This is a genomic window from Myxococcus sp. AM011, assembly GCF_013372595.1.
In the GTDB taxonomy this organism is placed as follows: Bacteria; Myxococcota; Myxococcia; order Myxococcales; family Myxococcaceae; genus Myxococcus; species Myxococcus eversor.
Genome location: NZ_JABXEM010000093.1, coordinates 20,529 through 37,268, shown reverse-complemented (window position 1 = coordinate 37,268; position 16,740 = coordinate 20,529). Strand labels below are relative to the sequence as shown.

Sequence of the window (16,740 nt, the reverse complement as noted above, 5' to 3'; positions counted from 1 at the left end):
CCACCGGACCGCGTCATCCCCCGCGACATGAACCCATAGCATTCGCCGTGCCGACGCCCGCACGGCGCTCGAAACCAATGAGTTCGCGGAGTTGCGCGGAGGGAGTGGGCCCTTGGGGCGAGGCCTCCGGTCGGAACCGGAAAAATCTCCGGGCCTCCAGGGAGGGCGGCCTAACGTGGGTGGCCGTCGTTTGATGAAGGGGAGGAATCGCTTTGCGCCTGCAAGTCGTCGCCACCGCCCTGCTTGCCCTCTGCGGGTGCTCACGCACCACGGAGGGGCCCACGCCCGTGGTGGAGCGAGCCGTCAACCCCCGGACTCGCGCCTCCACGCTGACCCAGCTCTGCAACGCGCAGGGCGGGCAGACGGGCTGGGGCCTGGAGGTGGAGGGCAAGCGCTTCACCCCCGTGCCCGGCGAGGCGCTCACGGACACGCCCACGGTGGAGCTGCCGGAAGTGACGCTACGGGGGCCGTCCACATACACGCTGTCGCGGAGCCAGGTCTTCTACGTGCGGCCGGAGCTGCTGCTCCTCAACGTGCCCACTAGCGACAGCACCCCCCCGGTGGAGCTGCTGCCAGGCACCTATGCGGTGGAGGTCGCCAATCCCCTGGGTGGCACCGCCACGCTGCGAGACGCGCTGACGGTGGTGCCGCCGCCCACGGTGACGCGGGTGGTGCCGCCGGCGGATGGGTACTCGGCCACGGGCGCCAATCCCATCGTCCTGGAGGGTCGCGACTTCCAGCCAGGCACATCCCCCATCATCCTCCTGCGCCGCGAGGGCATGGCCGACCAGCCCCTCTTCTTCGTCACCGTCGTCTCCGCGACGCGCATCGAGTCGGAGATTCCGCCGGGCACTCCCGAGGGCATCTACGACCTGGTGCTCACCCTGCCCGAGGGCTGTTCGGCCGTCGCGGCCGGTGGCATCGACCTCGTCTACCCCCACCTGGGCACCCTCACGCTGACGCCGAGGTCCGGGAGCGAGCTGAGCAACACCCCCATCCGGCTCTTCAATGCGCCCACGGGAGCGCAGCGCGGCTTCACGGACGTGCCGGAGCTGTTCGTGCTGGCGCCCTTGAAGACGGCGCCCACCCTGTCGCAGCGCATTCCCCTTCGCGCGGTGACGCGGGTGTCCGCCACGGAAGTCACCGCGGAGCTCCCCTCGTGCTCGGGCTTCGAGGAGCCGGGAGGTGACCCCAAGTGCCCCCAGGGCCTCGCCCTGGGCGGGCCCTATGCGCTCGAAGTCATCGACCCGAGCGGCGCGGTGGGCCTGGTGCCCGCGGCGGAGGGCTTCACCGTGGTGGCCGCGCCGACCGCGACGCTGACTTCCGAAAACGGGGCCCGCCCCGTGCCGTTGTCTGGAGCGCTCCTGCCATGAACGCACTCGTCCTCGTCGCGCTCACCGCGCTCGCCGCTTCCGGCTCGAAGTCCGCCGCCTCGAAGGAGGGGGTCGGTGGAGGCCGCGTCCTGCTGGCGCCGAAGGTGGGCTTCTTCAAGTCCACCGCGCCGCTGGGCGGCGACCTCTACCTGGGCCTGGAGCTGGGCTACGTCACGCCGCTCTTGAAGCGACGGCTCGCGGTGGTGCTGGAGGTGAACTACCACCGGCCGCAGGCGTCGGGCGTGCTCACCGACCCGCAGCTGGGCGGCTTCGGCGCGCCCCCTCCGGATGGGAGCTACACGCTCGCGGTGCGCGAGGTGGCCTTCCTGCTGTCGGCGGTATTCCGCTTCGAGCGGGCGCTGGGCTCGCTGACTCCGTACGTGGGCGGCGGGCCGGGCCTGTACCTGCACCGCGCCACGTCCGACCTCTTCGGCGCCACCGCGTCGGAGAGCGGCGGCGGACTGGGACTGCAGGCCCTGGCCGGACTGGAGCTTCCGCTGGGCCCGGGCGGTCTCTTCCTGGAGGCGCACTACCACCTGGCCCCGCTGGACTTCGTCACCACGGGCGACGTGAATGTCGGGGGCTTCCTCGCCGGAGGACTGGGCTACCGCCTGCGCCTGTGAGGCTCAGGCCCGGCCGACGGGCGGGCGCAGCACCCTCAGCACTTCCTGGGCGACCAAATCCCGCACCGCGGTCTTCAAGGAGTCGAGGAGCTGGTGGAGGGACTCGGTGCTGTCCCCGGGCGCTTCGATGACGCGCTCGTGGCTTCCGTCGAAGATGCGCATCCGGCCCGGCACCAGCGCGATGACCGGCTGCGTCGGGTGCCGCTTGCGCAAGAGCCCGAGGAACAGCGGGAAGTCCTCGTCCTGCCTGCGCAGGTCCACCACCACGAGCGCGGGCGGCGCGGTGGTGATGGAGGCGAGCGCGTCGTCGGTGTCGCCGGTGGCGGAGATGAGCAGGCTCTCGTCATCGACAGCGAGCACGCGGCGCAGCAGCTCGCGGGACGCGACATGGGGGCTGGCGATGAGGACGCGACGCATCTGCCGGGAAACCTAACCCTTCCAGACGGCGATGGCCGCACCAGAGAAGGCGACCACCGACCCCAGCACCCGGGCGAGCGTGGCGGGACGGTTCTCCACCATCGCATCCCAGACGAGGCTGGTGGCGAGCTGCGCGGCCATGAGCAGCAGGACGGACTCCACGGCGCCCACGCGGCCGATGGCCCAGGGCATGCCGACGACGATGACGACGCCACACAGGCCGGGCAGCAGGTGCCAGAAGGTGAAGCCGGAGAAGCGGCCTTGCGTGGACGCGGCCTCGGGCCACAGGCCGGGCACCGAGCGCGCCACGGCGTACACGGCGAAGGTGGCCACCGTCGCCACCACCATGTTCATCAGCACCGCGCCCAGCAGGCCCCACTGGCCGGCGAAGCGCTTGTTGAGACCACCCTGGGCGACGACCGCCAGCCCACACAGCAGGGGAACGAGCGAGACAAAACGCATGGGCGCGGGTGGGTATCCCGAACGCGGGGCCTCCTGCAAGGAGACATGCGCGGCCCCGACTTCCCTCTCGCCTTCTCATGAGGCTGGCGAAACGTGGATTGACCGGCTAGGTCCTCCAGACGACGTCCATGGCCGGCACCTGCGAGCTCCACTTCGACTGCGGCACGCTGGTGGCTCCCACGCTGCCGGAGGACGCGCGGCTGCTCGCCCTCTTCCAGAAGGACGGACGCACGGGGGTGTACCGCGCCCCGGCCTGGCACTACCGCGACGTGGTGCTGCGGCTGCGGGAGCTGGGCGTGGCGTACGCGGACCGGGCGAAGCGCTTCGAGCCGCTCGACGCGACGCTCACCGTGCCCATCCAGCCGTTTCCCCACCAGCGCGCGGCGCTGGAGGCGTGGACGCAGGCGGGGGGACGGGGCCTGGTGGAGCTGCCGACGGGCGCGGGCAAGACGCTGCTGGCGGTGCTGGCCATCGCCCACGTGAAGCGCCCCACCCTGGTGGTGGTGCCGACGCTGGACCTGATGACGCAGTGGCAGGGCGTGCTCTCGCGCCACTTCGCCCTGCCGGTGGGGATGCTGGGCGGAGGGGTGAATGACCGGCAGCCGTTGACGGTGACGACGTACGACTCGGCGGCGATGCAGACGGAGTTCCACGGCAACCGCTTCGGCCTGCTCGTCTGTGACGAGTGCCACCACCTTCCGGCCCCCAGCTACCGCTTCATCGCGGAGGGCTCGCTGGCGCCCTACCGGCTGGGCCTCACCGCGACGCTGGAGCGCACGGACGGCGGCGAGCGGGTGTGCGAGGAGCTGCTGGGTCCACGCGTGCACCGCACCGACATCCGCGAGCTTCAGGGCGAGTACCTGGCGCCCTACGAGGTGAAGCAGGTGGCGGTGCCGCTGACGGCGGACGAGAAGGCGCGCTACGACGAGGCGCGGGCGCTCTATCTCAACTTCGTGCGCAAGCTGGGCGTGCGGTTGTCGGCGCCGGACGGGTGGGCGCGCTTCCTGGCGCAGAGCCAGCGCAGCGACGAGGGCCGGGCCGCGTACCGTGGCTACCGCGAGCAGCGCCGCATCGCCCTCACCTCCAGCGGCAAGCAGGAGGTGCTGTGGCGCATCCTCCTGGAGCACCGCGAGGACCGAGTCCTCGTCTTCACCGACGACAACGAGACGGTGTACACGCTGGCGCGAAGGCTGCTCCTGCCCGCGCTCACGCACCACACGCCCGTGCCGGAGCGCAAGGCGCTGCTGGCGGCCTTCTCCTCCGGCGAGCTGCCCGTGCTGCTCACCTCGCGTGTGCTGAACGAGGGCGTCGACGTGCCCGAGGCGCGCGTGGGCGTGGTGCTCAGCGGCAGCGGGAGCGTGCGCGAACATGTGCAGCGGCTGGGGCGCATCCTGCGCAAGCGCCCGGGGAAGCGCGCGCTCCTGTACGAGGTGTGCTCCGCGCAGACGGCGGAGAGCGGCATCAGCGAGCGACGGCGCCAGCATGATGCCTACCAGGAGGAACCCTGAGGTGAGCGCGCTCTCGCATGAAGTGGGCTCCGCGCTGACGCCGAAGTGCGGCGGCGCCACCATGTCGCCCACCGAGAGGACCCCTGAGGTGTTGACGCCCGCGCGCCCCATCGTCGGCGATGGACTGTCACGCAGTGGCCTCACGCGAGGCCCGCTGTGCTGACACGCGAGCTGCTCGCCTTCCGCGTGAGCAAGGGCGTGCTGCGCCCGGTCTTCGTGAAGCGCGACGACGAGGCCCTGCTGTCACTCGCCTCGGACCTGCTGGCCACCGTGGAGTCGTCACGGGGCGAGACGTGCGACGACGTGGAGGAGATGCTGGGCCTGTCCGCCGGAGCCTTCGCGCGCCCCAAAATCGCGCGCGGGCTGGTGAAGCTGCTCGTGGACCGGCTCGTCTTCGAGGAGCCCGCGCCCGGTGCATCCGAAGCCCGCTGGGAGCGCTTCAAGACGGCCGCCCGGACCTTGCGCACGCTGACACCCGACACCTCCGTGGAGGGTTACGAGGCACGCCTGGAAGCAGCCCTGGGCGTGCCACTGACGGACGCGCGGGACGCGCTCTATGCGGACCTGCCCGGCAATCGGAAGCTGCTGGGCTGGGACGCGGAAGCGCCCACGGCGCAGGTGCTCCTGGACCGCTACAACCTCGCGCTGGCCCAGGGGCCACTGCTGTCGGCCCGGCGCCTGACGCTGCGGGCGCGCTCACCGGAACTGCTGCGCGTGCGCAAGGTGCTCCGGTGGCTGAAGTTCTGCCGCCTGGTCGCGGAGGTGCGGCGTGACGGCCCGGACTGGGAGCTGGAAGTGGAAGGGCCCGGGGCCATGCTGGCGATGCAGAAGAAGTACGGCCTGCAGCTCGCCTCGTTCCTGTCCGTCGTCCCGGTGCTGGAGCGCTGGGAGCTGAAGGCCACCGTGGAGCCCTCGCGACGACAGGCCACGCTCACGTTGAGCGACAAGGACCCGCTCGTCTCTCCCCTACCCGCCGCGTTGGGCCACGTGCCCGAAGAGGTCGCCTCGCTGTCGGCGAGCTTCGTGGATGACGCGTGGGAGCTGGACCTCACGCCCCTGCCCCGGCACGTGGGCGCCGCGAGCCTGTGCGTCCCGGACCTGACCTTCCGCCACCGCGCGTCGCGACACGAGGTCGCCCTGGAGCTGTTCCACCCCTGGCACGCGAGCGCACTGACCCGCAGGCTCGCGGAGCTGCGCACCCGGCCCGACGCGGGACTGCTGCTCGGAGTGGACCGCGCGCTGCTGTCGAAGGAGCCCGCCGAGCGAGAGACGCTGGAGGCCCACCCCCAGGTCGTCCTCTTCCACGGATTCCCCTCCGCGAAGAAGCTGCGCGAGCGACTGGGAAAGCTGGAGAGCGCGCGCGCCGGGACGTAGGCGCAGCGCCCGGGGTCAGCCGTTGCCCTTGGGGCGGAACTGCGCGGCCAGGACGCTCAAGAGGCGGATGGCGCCGCGGTCCAGTTGCTTCGCACGACGCAGCAGGCGGCGCAGCTCACCGGACTCGCCATACTCACTGGGAGGCTCCGCGGCCCACTTCACCTCGCCGGACGGCTTGAGACCCAGCGCTTCGTCCGCGGAGATGGAGAGCACCACGCACAGCCGACGGAAGGTCTGGATGCTCGGCAACATGTGGCCGCGCTCCAGTCGCCCATAGACTTCACTCGCGATACCGATGCGCTCCGCGACGTCGGCCTGCGTCAGATTCAGGCGGGTCCGGGCGAGTCGCGCAGCTCCTCCGAGGCGGGATGCGAGGGTCTTTTCCATGTTCGTTAACCTAACGGGTCTACCCATGTCGATATGACTTGAGAGGTTGGCATCCAAGAACTTCCCAGGTAGTCTTGAGGGAACCTGACCTGAGGCGTTCCCCTCAACCCGAGGACGTCGAAGCGATGACCGTGATGCCCGTGCTCACCTTCTTGTTCGTGGACGAAGACCCGCGCGCACTCGCCGCGCTGCGGCGACTCGCGAGGGACCTGCCAGGTGGGAAGCGCTACGCGCGCGACATGACCGAAGCGCTCGCGCTCGTGCGTGAAGAGGTGCCGCGCGTGGTGGTGAGCGGGGATCTGCTTCCGGATGGAGACGGGCTCGGTCTGCTGGAGCAGGTGCGCGCGCACCATCCCTGCACGGCCTGCGCGCTCCACGCGGTGCGGCCTCCGGCCCGGCCGTGTCCCCGGGGCATCACCTGGGTGGACCGCGCCGCGCCTCCGTCGGAAGTGTACGCGCTGTTGCGCGCCCTGGGCGCGAACCCCGGGAAGTGCTCCGCCTGAGCCGTGGGCGCCCTCCGTGCGGCGCGCCCCGCCCTCCCGCGTTAAGGTGGCCGCGCCGCCATGAAGCTCTACGCCATCAGTGACTTGCACCTGCGCCACGCCGACAACCGGCAGGCCCTGCAGACCCTCCCCTTCTTCCCGGATGACTGGCTCATCGTCGCGGGCGACGTGGGCGAGAGCCTCTCCGAGATGGACTTCATGCTGCGCACGCTGACGGCGCGCTTCCGGCAGGTCCTCTGGGTACCGGGCAACCACGAATTGTGGACCATGCCCTCCGAGCAGCCGCAGCTGAAGGGCGACGCGCGCTACCAGCGGTTGGTGGCGCTGTGCCGCAGCCACGGCGCGCTCACGCCCGAGGACCCGTACCCGCGCTGGCCCGGCGAGGGCCCTCACCGCGTCCTCGTCCCCATGTTCCTGGGCTACGACTACTCGTTCCGCCCGGACCACGTGCCAGAGGACAAGGCGCTGGAGTGGGCGTGGGAGGATGACCTGCTGTGCACCGACGAGGTGCTGCTGCACCCGGAGCCCTACTCCAGCCGCTCCGCCTGGTGCGCCGCGCGCGTGGAGGCGACTCAAGCCCGGCTCGAGGCGCTGCCCGCGGGCTGCGCCACGGTGCTCATCAACCACTACCCGCTGCGCTACGAGCACGTGCGCCTGCCGCGCATCCCCCGCTTCTCCATCTGGTGCGGGACGAAGCGCACCGAGGACTGGCACGCGCGCTACCGGGCCGAAGTCGTCGTCACCGGCCACCTCCACATTCCGCTGACGCAGTGGCGGGACGGCGTGCGCTTCGAGGAGGTGTCGCTCGGCTACCCGCAGCAGTGGAAGCACCGGGGCGGAATCGAGCGGTGCCTGCGCGAAATCCTGCCGGGCCCCGCTGTCCGCCCGCTCTGAGGAAGCCCCACCCCCGCACATGACAAAGCCCCGGACGTCCGTGAGGAAACGGACGACCGGGGCCTGGGCCGGCGCGACCCGAAGGCCGCGCCGGTGACGTCAGGTGCTTACTTGTGCGACGCGATGAACGCGATGCCTTCGTAGCCGCCCTTCGCGCCGAAGACCTCGATGTAGTACTTGCCGGCCGGCACGTTGATGAGGTTGCACACCTCGGACTGGTGCTCCTTCACGCTGCGGCAGTCGTAGTCGAACTTCGACGGCGCCGACGCCAGCTTGACGTAGATGTCCGGGTTGCCCTCACCCTCGCCCGTCTGGATGTAGAGGCTGTTGATGCCGGTGCCGGGCTTGCGCTCCGGAACCTGGATGGTGAACACGCGCGAGGAACCCGCCGCGCCAGAGAGGTTCTTCACGGCCACGCCGCTCTGCACGGGCACGAAGCCACCCTTCCAGGTGACGGTCAGCGTCACGCCCGTGTAGGGGCTGAAGCCGTTGAGCATCACGTACCACTTGCCGTGGTTCGGCGTGGGGAACGGGCAGCTCTCCGCGTTGCCCGAGCGGTACGGACGGCAGTCGTACAGGCTCGTCGTCGGAGCATTGCCGAACCGGACGTACATGTCCGCGTCGCCCGTGCCACCGGCGATGGAGACGTTCAGGTCATACGCGCCTTCCGGCAGGTCGAACTCCCAGTACTTCTTCTCGCCGCGGCCACCGGAGATGTCCGAGATGGGGACATCCTTCTCGATGGGGTCCGAGTCGATGATGATGGGCACGCCGACGCCCGTCGCCTTCCAGGCGTTGCTCACGGACTCAATCTCGGCGGCGGTGTAGCCGAGCTGCGCGGCGGCCTGCTCGGTGGCGAGCTTGGCGGCCTCGAAGCCGGAGCCGGCCATCAGGATGTCGCGGTTGGCGCGGTAGAAGATCTGCCCGGCCTTCTCGATGCCGATGCCAGCGACCACGGTGGTGGTCTTGGCGCGCGGGTGCGTGCCACCCTGCGAGAGCAGGTAGAACGCCAGGTTGGAGATACCCGAGCTGTAGTGCACGTCCACGCCGGAGGAGTAGTCCGGGTAGTAGTCGAGCGAGTCGCCGTCCTGCGTGGGGTTCGCCATGTAGCGCAGGGCGTCGTTCGGGATGGACGGGGTCCAGATGTCGTCGCCCACCAGCCACGTACGGGCGCTGACGACGTTGCCGTCGCCGAACCACTCGCACACCGCGCCGAAGATGTCCGACATGGACTCGTTCAGGCCGCCGGACTCACCGGAGTAGGTGAGGTTGGACTCGTTCTCCGTCACGGCGTGCGTCAGCTCGTGCGCCGTCACGTCCAGCGAGTTCGCCAGGTTGCTGGCGTTCACGCCGTCGCCATCGCCGTACACCATCTGGACACCGTCCCAGAAGGCGTTCACGTAGGCGACGCGGTGGTGCACGGTGCTGATGAGGATGCCACCGGTGTTGTTGATGGAGTCGCGACCGTACAGCTCCTGGTAGCAGTCGTAGACGGTGCCCAGGTGGTCGTAGTTGGTGTTGACGACCGGGTCGGCGTGCTCGGGCTGACCCTCGGTGCGAACCACCACGCCCGGCAGGGTCGTGGTGTTGTTGCCGTTGTGCATGCGGCGGTTGAGCGCCGTGTGGATCTGCGGCAGGCGGGCAATCACATCGCCGTTCTTCGCGTTCACGATGACGAAGTCGCGAATCGGGGTGCCGTCGCGCTTCTCACCCGTCTGGGTGAGCTTGTACGACAGGATGAGCTGGTCGGAGTCGCGCCAGTAGACGAGCTCGCTCTCCTCCTGGATGACCAGACCCTCGTGCGTCTCGCGGTCGGCCTGGAGGGACGCCTTCGCCACCGACACATCGACGCCGGCCTTGGCCTCGGCCTTCAGGTCGCTGCGGGTGTTGGTGTTCGCCGCGTAGACCTCACCATTGCGGGCGTGGATGCGCAGCTCGCCGCCCAGCACGGGGATGTTGTTGACCCGGACGCCATAGCGGAAGTGGCTGTCGCCCTGGGGGTCCGTGTACGCCTTCTTCAGGAACAGGTCGCCCGTGTTCAGGTGGAACAGGGGAGCCACGGCCGCCACCGCGGGGGCCAGCTCGGCCTCACGCATGGACGCCGCGCCCGCGGGCGAAATCACCAGCTGGCCCAGCTTGCCCGTGATGAACGTCGGGATGCCGGAGGCATCCTTGTCAAGGATCTTCGTCCCAGCGGACTCCAGGGCCGCGGTCTTGCTCGCGGTTTCCTGGGGCTTCGCCTCGGGAGCAGGGGTGGACTCGTTGCAACCAACAAGGAAGGACAGCGCCGCAACACCAAGTGCACCGCGCACTCGCTGATTCACCATTGTAATCCTCCTAAGCGGAAAGATTAGAAAGCACAGTGCCACGGGAGGGTTACGTATTTCAAGGTTGCGCGATAATTTTACTAAGTAGCCTATTCTCAAATTCCGAGTTTAGGGTAAATTACTCAGATATTTCATGCACTTATGGGTGCCCTACCCGGTACTTTTGAAGAACCGTGCGACGTAGTGGGTAACCCCAGCCCCCTCAGTATTTCCCGAAAAAGTCGTGACCGAAGACAGCCAGCCGGGGTCCGCGCGCGAGGCCCGGCGGCATTTTTCGCCGCATTTTCGACAGGAATTGAGGGTGGGAGGGATTCCGGCGTCCGAGTGGCGCGGCCATGTGTTTTCAGGCTCGCGCTCTACCTCTGAGCTATCCCCCGGAAAGACAGTCGGGAGAGCTGGATTCGAACCAGCGACATCAAGCGCCCAGGGCGTGTAGGACCGCACCGGCCGGACGCCGGAATCTCTTTCGAAGACGCGTGCCGCGCGCGGCGCCTGACAGGGATATCCACGAGCGCTCGCCGTGTCCCTTTGCGGATGAGGTGCGGTGCGCGAGGCTCTCCCGCAGGGAGGAAGGGACATGCGCGCACTTCAGTTGCAGCGACTGGAAGGACCCGAGGGCCTCACGCTGGTGGAGGTTCCGGAGCCCGACGCAGCGGACTCGGTGCTCATCGACGTGGTGGCCGCGGGGGTGAGCTTTCCGGACCTGCTGCTCACTCGAGGGCAGTACCAGATGAAGCCGCCGGTGCCCTTCGTACCGGGCGTGGAGGTGGCGGGCGTGGTGCGCTCGGCGCCCGCGAGCGCCGCGGTGAAGCCGGGCGACCGGGTGATGGCGTTCAGCTTCGGCCTGGGAGGGTTCGCGGAAGTCGCCGCGATTTCGCCGGACATGGTGTTCCGCATCCCCGCGCGGTGGAGCTTCGAGGCGGCGGCGGGCGTGGTGATGAACTACCACACGGCGCACTTCGCGCTGCACCGGCGCGGGCGCTTGAAGTCCGGCGAGACGGTGCTGGTGCACGGCGCGGCGGGTGGCGTGGGTACGGCGTCCGTGCAGGTGGCGCGCGGCGCGGGGGCGCGGGTGCTCGCGGTGGTGAGTGACGAGCGAAAGGCGGAGGTGGCCCGCAAGGCAGGGGCGCACGAGGTGCTGCTGTCGAGCGGGGACTGGCTCTCGCAGGTGAAGGAGAAGACAGGCGGCCTGGGCGTCAACGTGGTGTTGGACCCGGTGGGTGGCGACATCTTCGACAAGAGCCTCAAGGCGCTGGCGCCGGAGGGACGGCTGCTGGTGGTGGGCTTCGCGGGAGGCCGCATCCCCGAGGTCGCGGTGAACCGCTTGCTCCTGCGCAACATCGACGTCGTGGGCGTGGCGTGGGGCGGCTTCCTCCTCCATGAGCCGTCGCTGACGGCGACCATCGCCAAGGACCTGGAGGCGATGGCGGACCAGGGACTCCTCGAGCCGGTGGTGGGCAGCGTCTTCCCGCTGGAGCAGGGCGCGCAGGCCCTGCGGGAGCTGGAGAGCCGACGCGCCACGGGCAAGGTGGTGCTGCGCATGCGAGCGGGCTGAGGGCGCCTGGGTGGGCGACGGGCGGACACCGCTCGCCCACCGAGCATGCGGCCCGTCATTGCGCCGCGCCGGCTCGCTGCCGCCGTCGGGCGTCGTCCGCAAGTTGCGGACAGGAGGTATCAGCACCATGGCGGACGACCCCATCATCGACCGACAGCACCAGCGCGAGCGCGAGCAGGAGCGCCAGCGGCTGCGGGAGCAGGAAGAGAAGGACCTGGAGGTGGAGGCGCGGCGAGGCGCTCGTCCCCTGGAGGGCTACGCGGGAGGGCACACCACCTGGGCCAGCGCCCAGGATGACGCGGCGGCCTCCGTCGTCCACGCCCACGACGCGGAGGAGTCCTGGGAGGCCAGCCAGCGACAAGCCCGCCTGGAGCCCGAGCCCGTGGGCCGCGCCGTCGAGGAGGAGGAAGACGAGGCTCCACCCGAGCGCGACTGAGTCGGGGGGCACCGGTTAACGTCCGCGCCGTGCCTTCGCCTTCGCTTCCCGCTCCCACCGTGCTGCAGCCCGATGAGGCGCGGCGATATCTCGTCGGACAACTGGGACTCGCGCGCCCCCTGTCTGTTCCCGGGGCGCGCGGAGTTCGCTCGCTCCTCAAGTCGCTGCGCTGCATCCAGTTGGACCCGTTGGATGTCATCGGCACCAACGCGGACCTGGTGGCGCTGGCGCGCGTGGAGGGAATCACGCGCGGCGACGTGTACCGCCACCTGCTGCCGGGACACGCGTTCGAGCACTTCGCCAAGGAGCGCTGCCTGCTGCCCGCGAGCGCCTTCCCGTACTACCGCGAGCGCGCGGCCCAGGCGCCCTGGTGGCGGCTGGAGGAGCGGCTCAAGCGCATCCCCGAGCCGGTGTTGCACGCCGTGCTGGACGAGGTGACGCAGCGAGGCCCGTCGTCCTCTCGCGAGCTGAAGGACCATGGCGCGGTGGTGCCCATCGACTGGAGCGGATGGAAGGGCACCGCGCGCGCCACCGCCATGGCGCTGGAGGTCCTCTGGACGCGCTGCCAGGTGGTGGTGTGCGGACGCGGCCCTGGCGGCAAGGTGTACGACGTCCCCGGACGCGCCCTGCCGAAGATGGCCGAGGCCCGGGTGAAGAGCGCCTTCGAGCGCTGGGCCCTGGGCGAGCGCGTGGAGGCCGCGGGCCTCTTGAGCCGCGCGAGCGGACCGCACTGGTCCATGCTGTCCGACGTGCGCACCTCCGCGCTGCCCGACACGCTGGTCTCCGAGGGCGGGCTCGAGGAAGTCACCGTGCCGGGCTCACCCCGTCGATATCTGGCGCCCTCGGGCTTCCGGGAGCGCGAGTTCCCGGAGCCGGACGCGAGGATGCGCATCCTCGGGCCCCTGGACCCGGTGCTGTGGGACCGGGGGCTGGTGAGCGTCGCGTTCGGCTTCGACTACATCTGGGAGGTCTACAAGCCCGCCGCGCAGCGCCAGTGGGGCTGGTACGTGTGCCCGCTGCTCCACCGGGGTCAGCTCGTGGGACGGCTGGAGGCCCGCGTGCGCGAGGGCGTGCTCCAGGTGGACAACCTCTGGCGCGAGAAGGGCGTGAAGCTGGACGACGCGGCGGTGGACGAGGCGCTCGCGCGGCACGCGGTGGCCTGTGGCGCCCAGGCCGTTCGTCGGCCCCGGGCGCGCGTCGCGTCCTGAGACGCGCGGCTCCGGCTCATCAGGGAGGAGGCTTGGGCAGCTCGCGCTCCAGGGCGTCCGCCGCGCCCGCGTCTCGCAGCACGCCGAAGCGCTGACGGGAGGACGCGAGGAGCTGTCCGGCGTAGACGGTGTCCGACAGGGCGCCCACGAAGTCGCCGTGCTCCGCGAGGGTGCGCGCCCGCTCGTCCATCAGGTGGGCGAGGATGCGCGCCTGCTCCGCGTGTGCGAAGAGCCGCACGACGGAGCGCGCGTCGAACACCGTCAGCGTGTCCAGCTCCATGCCGAGCGTCGTGAGACAGGCCTCGCGCAGGCTCTGGAGACTGGCCTCCAGGGAGCGCTCCGCCCGGTTGCGAGCGAGGTCCGGGGCCAGCCGACCGAGCTCGCGAAGGGCCTGGATGACGAAGACCTGACGCAGATGGGGCATGCGGGGGAGAACTACACCCCGGGCCGGAGGAATCATCCAGTCCCCCTGTCCTCCTTTCCCGCGCGCCGGCCCGAGTCGCCTCCCCTGCCACAACGCATGGTGGACCGCTTCCCGGCAGCCGCGTCACACTCCGTGAAATGCACCGTTTCCGATGGGTCTTCCTCGTCCTGCTCCAGTCGCTCGTCGCCCAGGCCACCGAGTACCGCGTCGGCCCTGGCCAGCCCCTCGCCAGCATTGGCGCCGTGCCCTGGGAGTCGCTCAAGCCCGGTGACACCGTGTTCATCCACGCGCGCCCGACGCCCTATGCGGAGAAGTGGGTGCTGGGGGTGCGCGGCACGGCCTCCGCGCCCATCACCGTGCGCGGCGTGCGCGACGCGGCGGGCAACCTGCCGGTCATCGTCGGGGAGAACGCGACGACGCGCTCGCAGCTCAACTTCTGGAGTGAGCAGCGCGGCATCCTGAAGATTGGCGGCTCCAACACGCCCGCCGACACGATGCCCGCCTACCTGGTGGTGGAGGACCTGCACCTGCGCCGCGCCCGAGGAGCCTTCACCGGGCGCAGCGGGGCCTCCACCTACACCACCAACGCCGCCGCCATCTTCATCGAGAAGGGCGAGCACCTCACCATTCGCGGCTGCGTCCTGGAGGACAGCGGCAACGGCCTGTTCGTCGCCAACGAGACGTCGGACCTGCTCGTCGAGCGCAATCACATCCTCGGCAACGGCAACAACGGCAGCATCCTGGAGCACAACGCATACACCGAGGCGCTGGGCATCACCTACCAGTTCAACCGCTTCGGGCCGCTGTGCACCGGGTGTCTGGGAAACAACCTGAAGGACCGGTCCGCCGGCACCGTCATCCGCTACAACTGGATTGAGGGCGGTAACCGGCAACTGGACCTCGTCGAGTCGGACAGCGTGACTGTCCGCGCGGCGGCGTCCTACTCGCGCACCTTCGTCTACGGCAACGTGCTGCTGGAGCCCGAGAACGCCGGTAACCGGCAAATCGTCCACTTCGGCGGGGACAACGGGACGACGTCCACGTACCGCTCCCAGCTCTACTTCTTCCACAACACCGTCGTCTCCTCGCGCACGGACCGCACCACGCTGCTGCGGCTGTCCTCGAATGCCCAGACGGCCCACGTCACCAGCAACGTCGTCCTGGTGGCCGCGGCGGGAGGCAATACGTTGTCACTCACGGACGAGCTTGGCACGTTGCGGCATGGCGGCAACTGGTACAAGCCGGGCTATGTGTCCACCTTCGCCGGAGTCCCGGTCTCCGTCGTGGACACCGGCGGTAACCTGACTGGCACCACGCCCGGCTTCGTGGACCTCGCGGGCCAGGACTTCCACCTGGCCCAGGGCTCGCCCCTGCGTGGGACCGCCGTGGCGGCGCCCTCCGAGGCCGCGGCCCTCCCAGTGGACTGGCAGTACGTGAAGCACGTCTCCGCCGAGGCACGCACCGTAACCACTCCGGGCCATATCGGCGCTTATGGGGATTCGTCCGGTCCGGTTACCGAGACGCCAGACGCGGGTCCTGGCACTCCAGACGCGGGCCCCGGCACTCCAGACTCGGGCCCTGGCACCCCGGACGCGGGGGTTCCTGACTCCGGCCCTGGGACGGATGGGCCGGGGAAGTCCGACGATGACGGTGGCTGCGGAGCGACGGGCGGTGGCTTCGCGGGTCCTCTCGGGCTGCTGACCCTGGCGGCCTTCGCGCTTCGTCGGAAGTGGGCGCGGGCCTGAGCCACCACGGCGAGGCGCCGAGGGCCTCTGTACGAGAGGCCGGAGAGGCTGCGAGACTCCACCCTGGTGGTTGACTCCTCTCCCCTCACCTCGGCTCTTCCAGCGAAGCCTGTCCGCCGCGTCGCCAGCCGACGCGAGCAAGGCGTCGTCTTCGCGGTGTCCTTCCTGTTCCTGCTCGCCCTGGAGGCGCTGTTCCGCCGGTTCACGCCGGACGGGCTGCGCTTCCAGGCGTGGAACTCCGAGCGGATGATGCAGACGCTGTCGCTCCGGGAGCTGCGTGAGGAGCCGGTGCGCTCGCTCTGGTACCTGCACATCCAGCCTCCCCTGCTGGACGTGTTCCGCGCCGTGCTCGCCTGGGTCCACGGCGCGCTCGACAGCGCGGCGCTGGTGGACGCCGTGGACCGGTGGACCTATGTCGCGTGGGCGCTCGTGTTCGCGGCGACGGTGACGCTCGTCTTCACCTGGGTGTATCGGCTGGCGGGCAGGCCGGCTGCGATTGTCGGCGCGGGGGTGACGGCGCTGCACCCGGGGGCCCTCGCCTTCGCCACGTTGCTGGACAGCACCGCGGCCAGCGCGCTCGCCTTCCTGTGGTTCTGCTTCGAGCTGTGGAAACTGAAACGGGAGGGCGGCTCCATCGCCCGGCTCGCCGCCGCGTCGCTCGTCCTCTTCTTCGTGCGCTCCATCTTCCAGTGGCCCTTCTTCCTGCTCGTGGCCCTGTGCCTCGTGCTGAGGAGCGTCCCCCTGAGACGCGTGGGGCGGTACCTCGCGGTGGTGACGCTGTTCGCGGGGCCCTACGTCGCCAAGCAGCTCGCGCTGTTCGGCACGTCGATGACGTCCACCTTCGACGGACTCAACCTCTGTCGAGCCATCGGCCAGGGAGAGCCAGACCTCGGCGGCGTGCGCCTGCCTCCGCATGTGCTGCCCGCCTCCCTGCCCTCTCCTTCGAGCGCCGCCGTGCTGCGCCAGGACGAGAAGCTGGGGGGTTACTACAACTACAACCACCTGGATGCCCTGCGCTACTCGGTGGGCTTGAAGTACGTGTGTCGTCGGGCGCTGCTCGAACAACCCCTCTCCGTGACGCTGGCCTCCTTCGCGGAGAATGCCTCGCTGTATGGAGAGCCCTCCAGTCGCTACCAGCCCCATGTCCTGGTGGATCGGCTGCCGTGGCGCGAGCCGCTCGACTTCGTCTTCTCCTCGCCCATGCTCTGGCTGCTGCTGCTCGTCACCGGGGTGCCGGCCTTGAAGAGACTCGAGGACCGGGCAGCGTGGCTCCGTGTGGCCGGGCTGGTGCTTCCCGTGTTGTTCGTCGTCGTGGTGAGCATCCTGTTCGAGAAGGGCGAGAACATGCGGTTCAAGTACTTCATCGAGCCGGTGCTCCTCGTCTTCCTCTGCGTAGAGGGTTCTCGACTCGCCGCGCGGGTCCTCGCACGGTTCTCGACAGACGCCGTGCCGGTGAAGCCCCACGACAGCTCCGTGGTCCGTTGACGCTCGCGCCTCTGCTACG

17 protein-coding genes are annotated in these 16,740 nt (G+C 69.8%); 12 read left to right on the top strand and 5 right to left on the bottom strand.

Translation table 11 applies throughout. The features are described from left to right. Positions 1–212 precede the first annotated feature (212 nt). Complete coding sequence (locus tag HUW62_RS20585; RefSeq protein WP_176435385.1) at positions 213–1,373, top strand: hypothetical protein; 1,161 nt, start codon at positions 213–215, stop codon at positions 1,371–1,373. Then, complete coding sequence (locus HUW62_RS20580) at positions 1,370–1,996, top strand: hypothetical protein (protein ID WP_176435384.1); 627 nt, start codon at positions 1,370–1,372, stop codon at positions 1,994–1,996. The genes HUW62_RS20585 and HUW62_RS20580 overlap by 4 nt, the downstream gene beginning before the upstream one ends. A 3-nt stretch (positions 1,997–1,999) precedes the next feature. Here the strand turns inward: HUW62_RS20580 and HUW62_RS20575 are convergent, their stop codons facing one another. Beyond that, on the bottom strand, positions 2,000–2,413 hold the full coding sequence (locus tag HUW62_RS20575) for a DNA-binding response regulator (RefSeq protein WP_176435383.1): 414 nt from the start codon (positions 2,411–2,413) through the stop codon (positions 2,000–2,002). A gap of 12 nt (positions 2,414–2,425) precedes the next feature. Beyond that, on the bottom strand, positions 2,426–2,875 hold the full coding sequence (locus HUW62_RS20570) for a DMT family transporter (RefSeq protein WP_163870387.1): 450 nt from the start codon (positions 2,873–2,875) through the stop codon (positions 2,426–2,428). Between the two features lie 128 nt (positions 2,876–3,003). Here HUW62_RS20570 and HUW62_RS20565 point away from each other — a divergent pair, with 128 nt between their 5' ends. Genes HUW62_RS20565 through HUW62_RS20555 form a run of 3 tightly spaced genes read left to right on the top strand, consistent with a single transcriptional unit; the run spans position 3,004 to position 5,757 of the window. Beyond that, positions 3,004–4,383, top strand: a complete 1,380-nt coding sequence (locus HUW62_RS20565) for a DEAD/DEAH box helicase family protein (protein ID WP_163870386.1) — start codon at positions 3,004–3,006, stop codon at positions 4,381–4,383. 1 nt (position 4,384) lies between these two features. Then, positions 4,385–4,546 (top strand): hypothetical protein, encoded by a 162-nt coding sequence (locus tag HUW62_RS20560; RefSeq protein WP_176435382.1) that lies wholly within the window; start codon positions 4,385–4,387, stop codon positions 4,544–4,546. Beyond that, complete coding sequence (locus HUW62_RS20555; RefSeq protein ID WP_176435381.1) at positions 4,540–5,757, top strand: DUF790 family protein; 1,218 nt, start codon at positions 4,540–4,542, stop codon at positions 5,755–5,757. Before HUW62_RS20560 ends, HUW62_RS20555 begins: the two co-directional genes overlap by 7 nt. Positions 5,758–5,772: 15 nt before the next feature. Here the strand turns inward: HUW62_RS20555 and HUW62_RS20550 are convergent, their stop codons facing one another. Next, positions 5,773–6,144 carry a helix-turn-helix transcriptional regulator gene (locus HUW62_RS20550; protein ID WP_163870383.1) on the bottom strand — a complete coding sequence of 124 codons (372 nt, stop codon included), beginning with the start codon at positions 6,142–6,144 and terminating at the stop codon, positions 5,773–5,775. Between the two features lie 125 nt (positions 6,145–6,269). On the opposite strand from HUW62_RS20550, the gene HUW62_RS20545 reads away from it, so the two are divergent. Continuing rightward, complete coding sequence (locus HUW62_RS20545; RefSeq protein ID WP_163870382.1) at positions 6,270–6,647, top strand: response regulator; 378 nt, start codon at positions 6,270–6,272, stop codon at positions 6,645–6,647. Positions 6,648–6,707: 60 nt separating this feature from the next. After that, complete coding sequence (locus tag HUW62_RS20540; RefSeq protein ID WP_163870381.1) at positions 6,708–7,541, top strand: metallophosphoesterase; 834 nt, start codon at positions 6,708–6,710, stop codon at positions 7,539–7,541. A 107-nt stretch (positions 7,542–7,648) separates the two neighbouring features. Here the strand turns inward: HUW62_RS20540 and HUW62_RS20535 are convergent, their stop codons facing one another. After that, positions 7,649–9,868, bottom strand: coding sequence for a M4 family metallopeptidase (locus HUW62_RS20535; RefSeq protein ID WP_163870380.1), 2,220 nt, complete (start codon positions 9,866–9,868; stop codon positions 7,649–7,651). A 577-nt stretch (positions 9,869–10,445) separates the two neighbouring features. On the opposite strand from HUW62_RS20535, the gene HUW62_RS20530 reads away from it, so the two are divergent. From HUW62_RS20530 to HUW62_RS20520, 3 genes are all read left to right on the top strand, one after another. Beyond that, positions 10,446–11,423 carry an NADPH:quinone oxidoreductase family protein gene (locus tag HUW62_RS20530; protein WP_176435380.1) on the top strand — a complete coding sequence of 326 codons (978 nt, stop codon included), beginning with the start codon at positions 10,446–10,448 and terminating at the stop codon, positions 11,421–11,423. Between the two features lie 127 nt (positions 11,424–11,550). Further along, positions 11,551–11,859, top strand: a complete 309-nt coding sequence (locus HUW62_RS20525) for a hypothetical protein (RefSeq protein ID WP_163870378.1) — start codon at positions 11,551–11,553, stop codon at positions 11,857–11,859. A gap of 29 nt (positions 11,860–11,888) precedes the next feature. Beyond that, positions 11,889–13,067: a winged helix DNA-binding domain-containing protein gene (locus HUW62_RS20520; RefSeq protein WP_176435379.1), complete on the top strand. Its 1,179-nt coding sequence runs from the start codon at positions 11,889–11,891 to the stop codon at positions 13,065–13,067. Between the two features lie 19 nt (positions 13,068–13,086). Here the strand turns inward: HUW62_RS20520 and HUW62_RS20515 are convergent, their stop codons facing one another. After that, on the bottom strand, positions 13,087–13,491 hold the full coding sequence (locus tag HUW62_RS20515) for a hypothetical protein (protein ID WP_163870376.1): 405 nt from the start codon (positions 13,489–13,491) through the stop codon (positions 13,087–13,089). 137 nt (positions 13,492–13,628) lie between these two features. Here HUW62_RS20515 and HUW62_RS20510 point away from each other — a divergent pair, with 137 nt between their 5' ends. Further along, on the top strand, positions 13,629–15,236 hold the full coding sequence (locus tag HUW62_RS20510; RefSeq protein WP_176435378.1) for a right-handed parallel beta-helix repeat-containing protein: 1,608 nt from the start codon (positions 13,629–13,631) through the stop codon (positions 15,234–15,236). Between the two features lie 66 nt (positions 15,237–15,302). After that, positions 15,303–16,721, top strand: a complete 1,419-nt coding sequence (locus tag HUW62_RS20505; RefSeq protein ID WP_176435377.1) for a hypothetical protein — start codon at positions 15,303–15,305, stop codon at positions 16,719–16,721. Positions 16,722–16,740 lie beyond the last annotated feature (19 nt).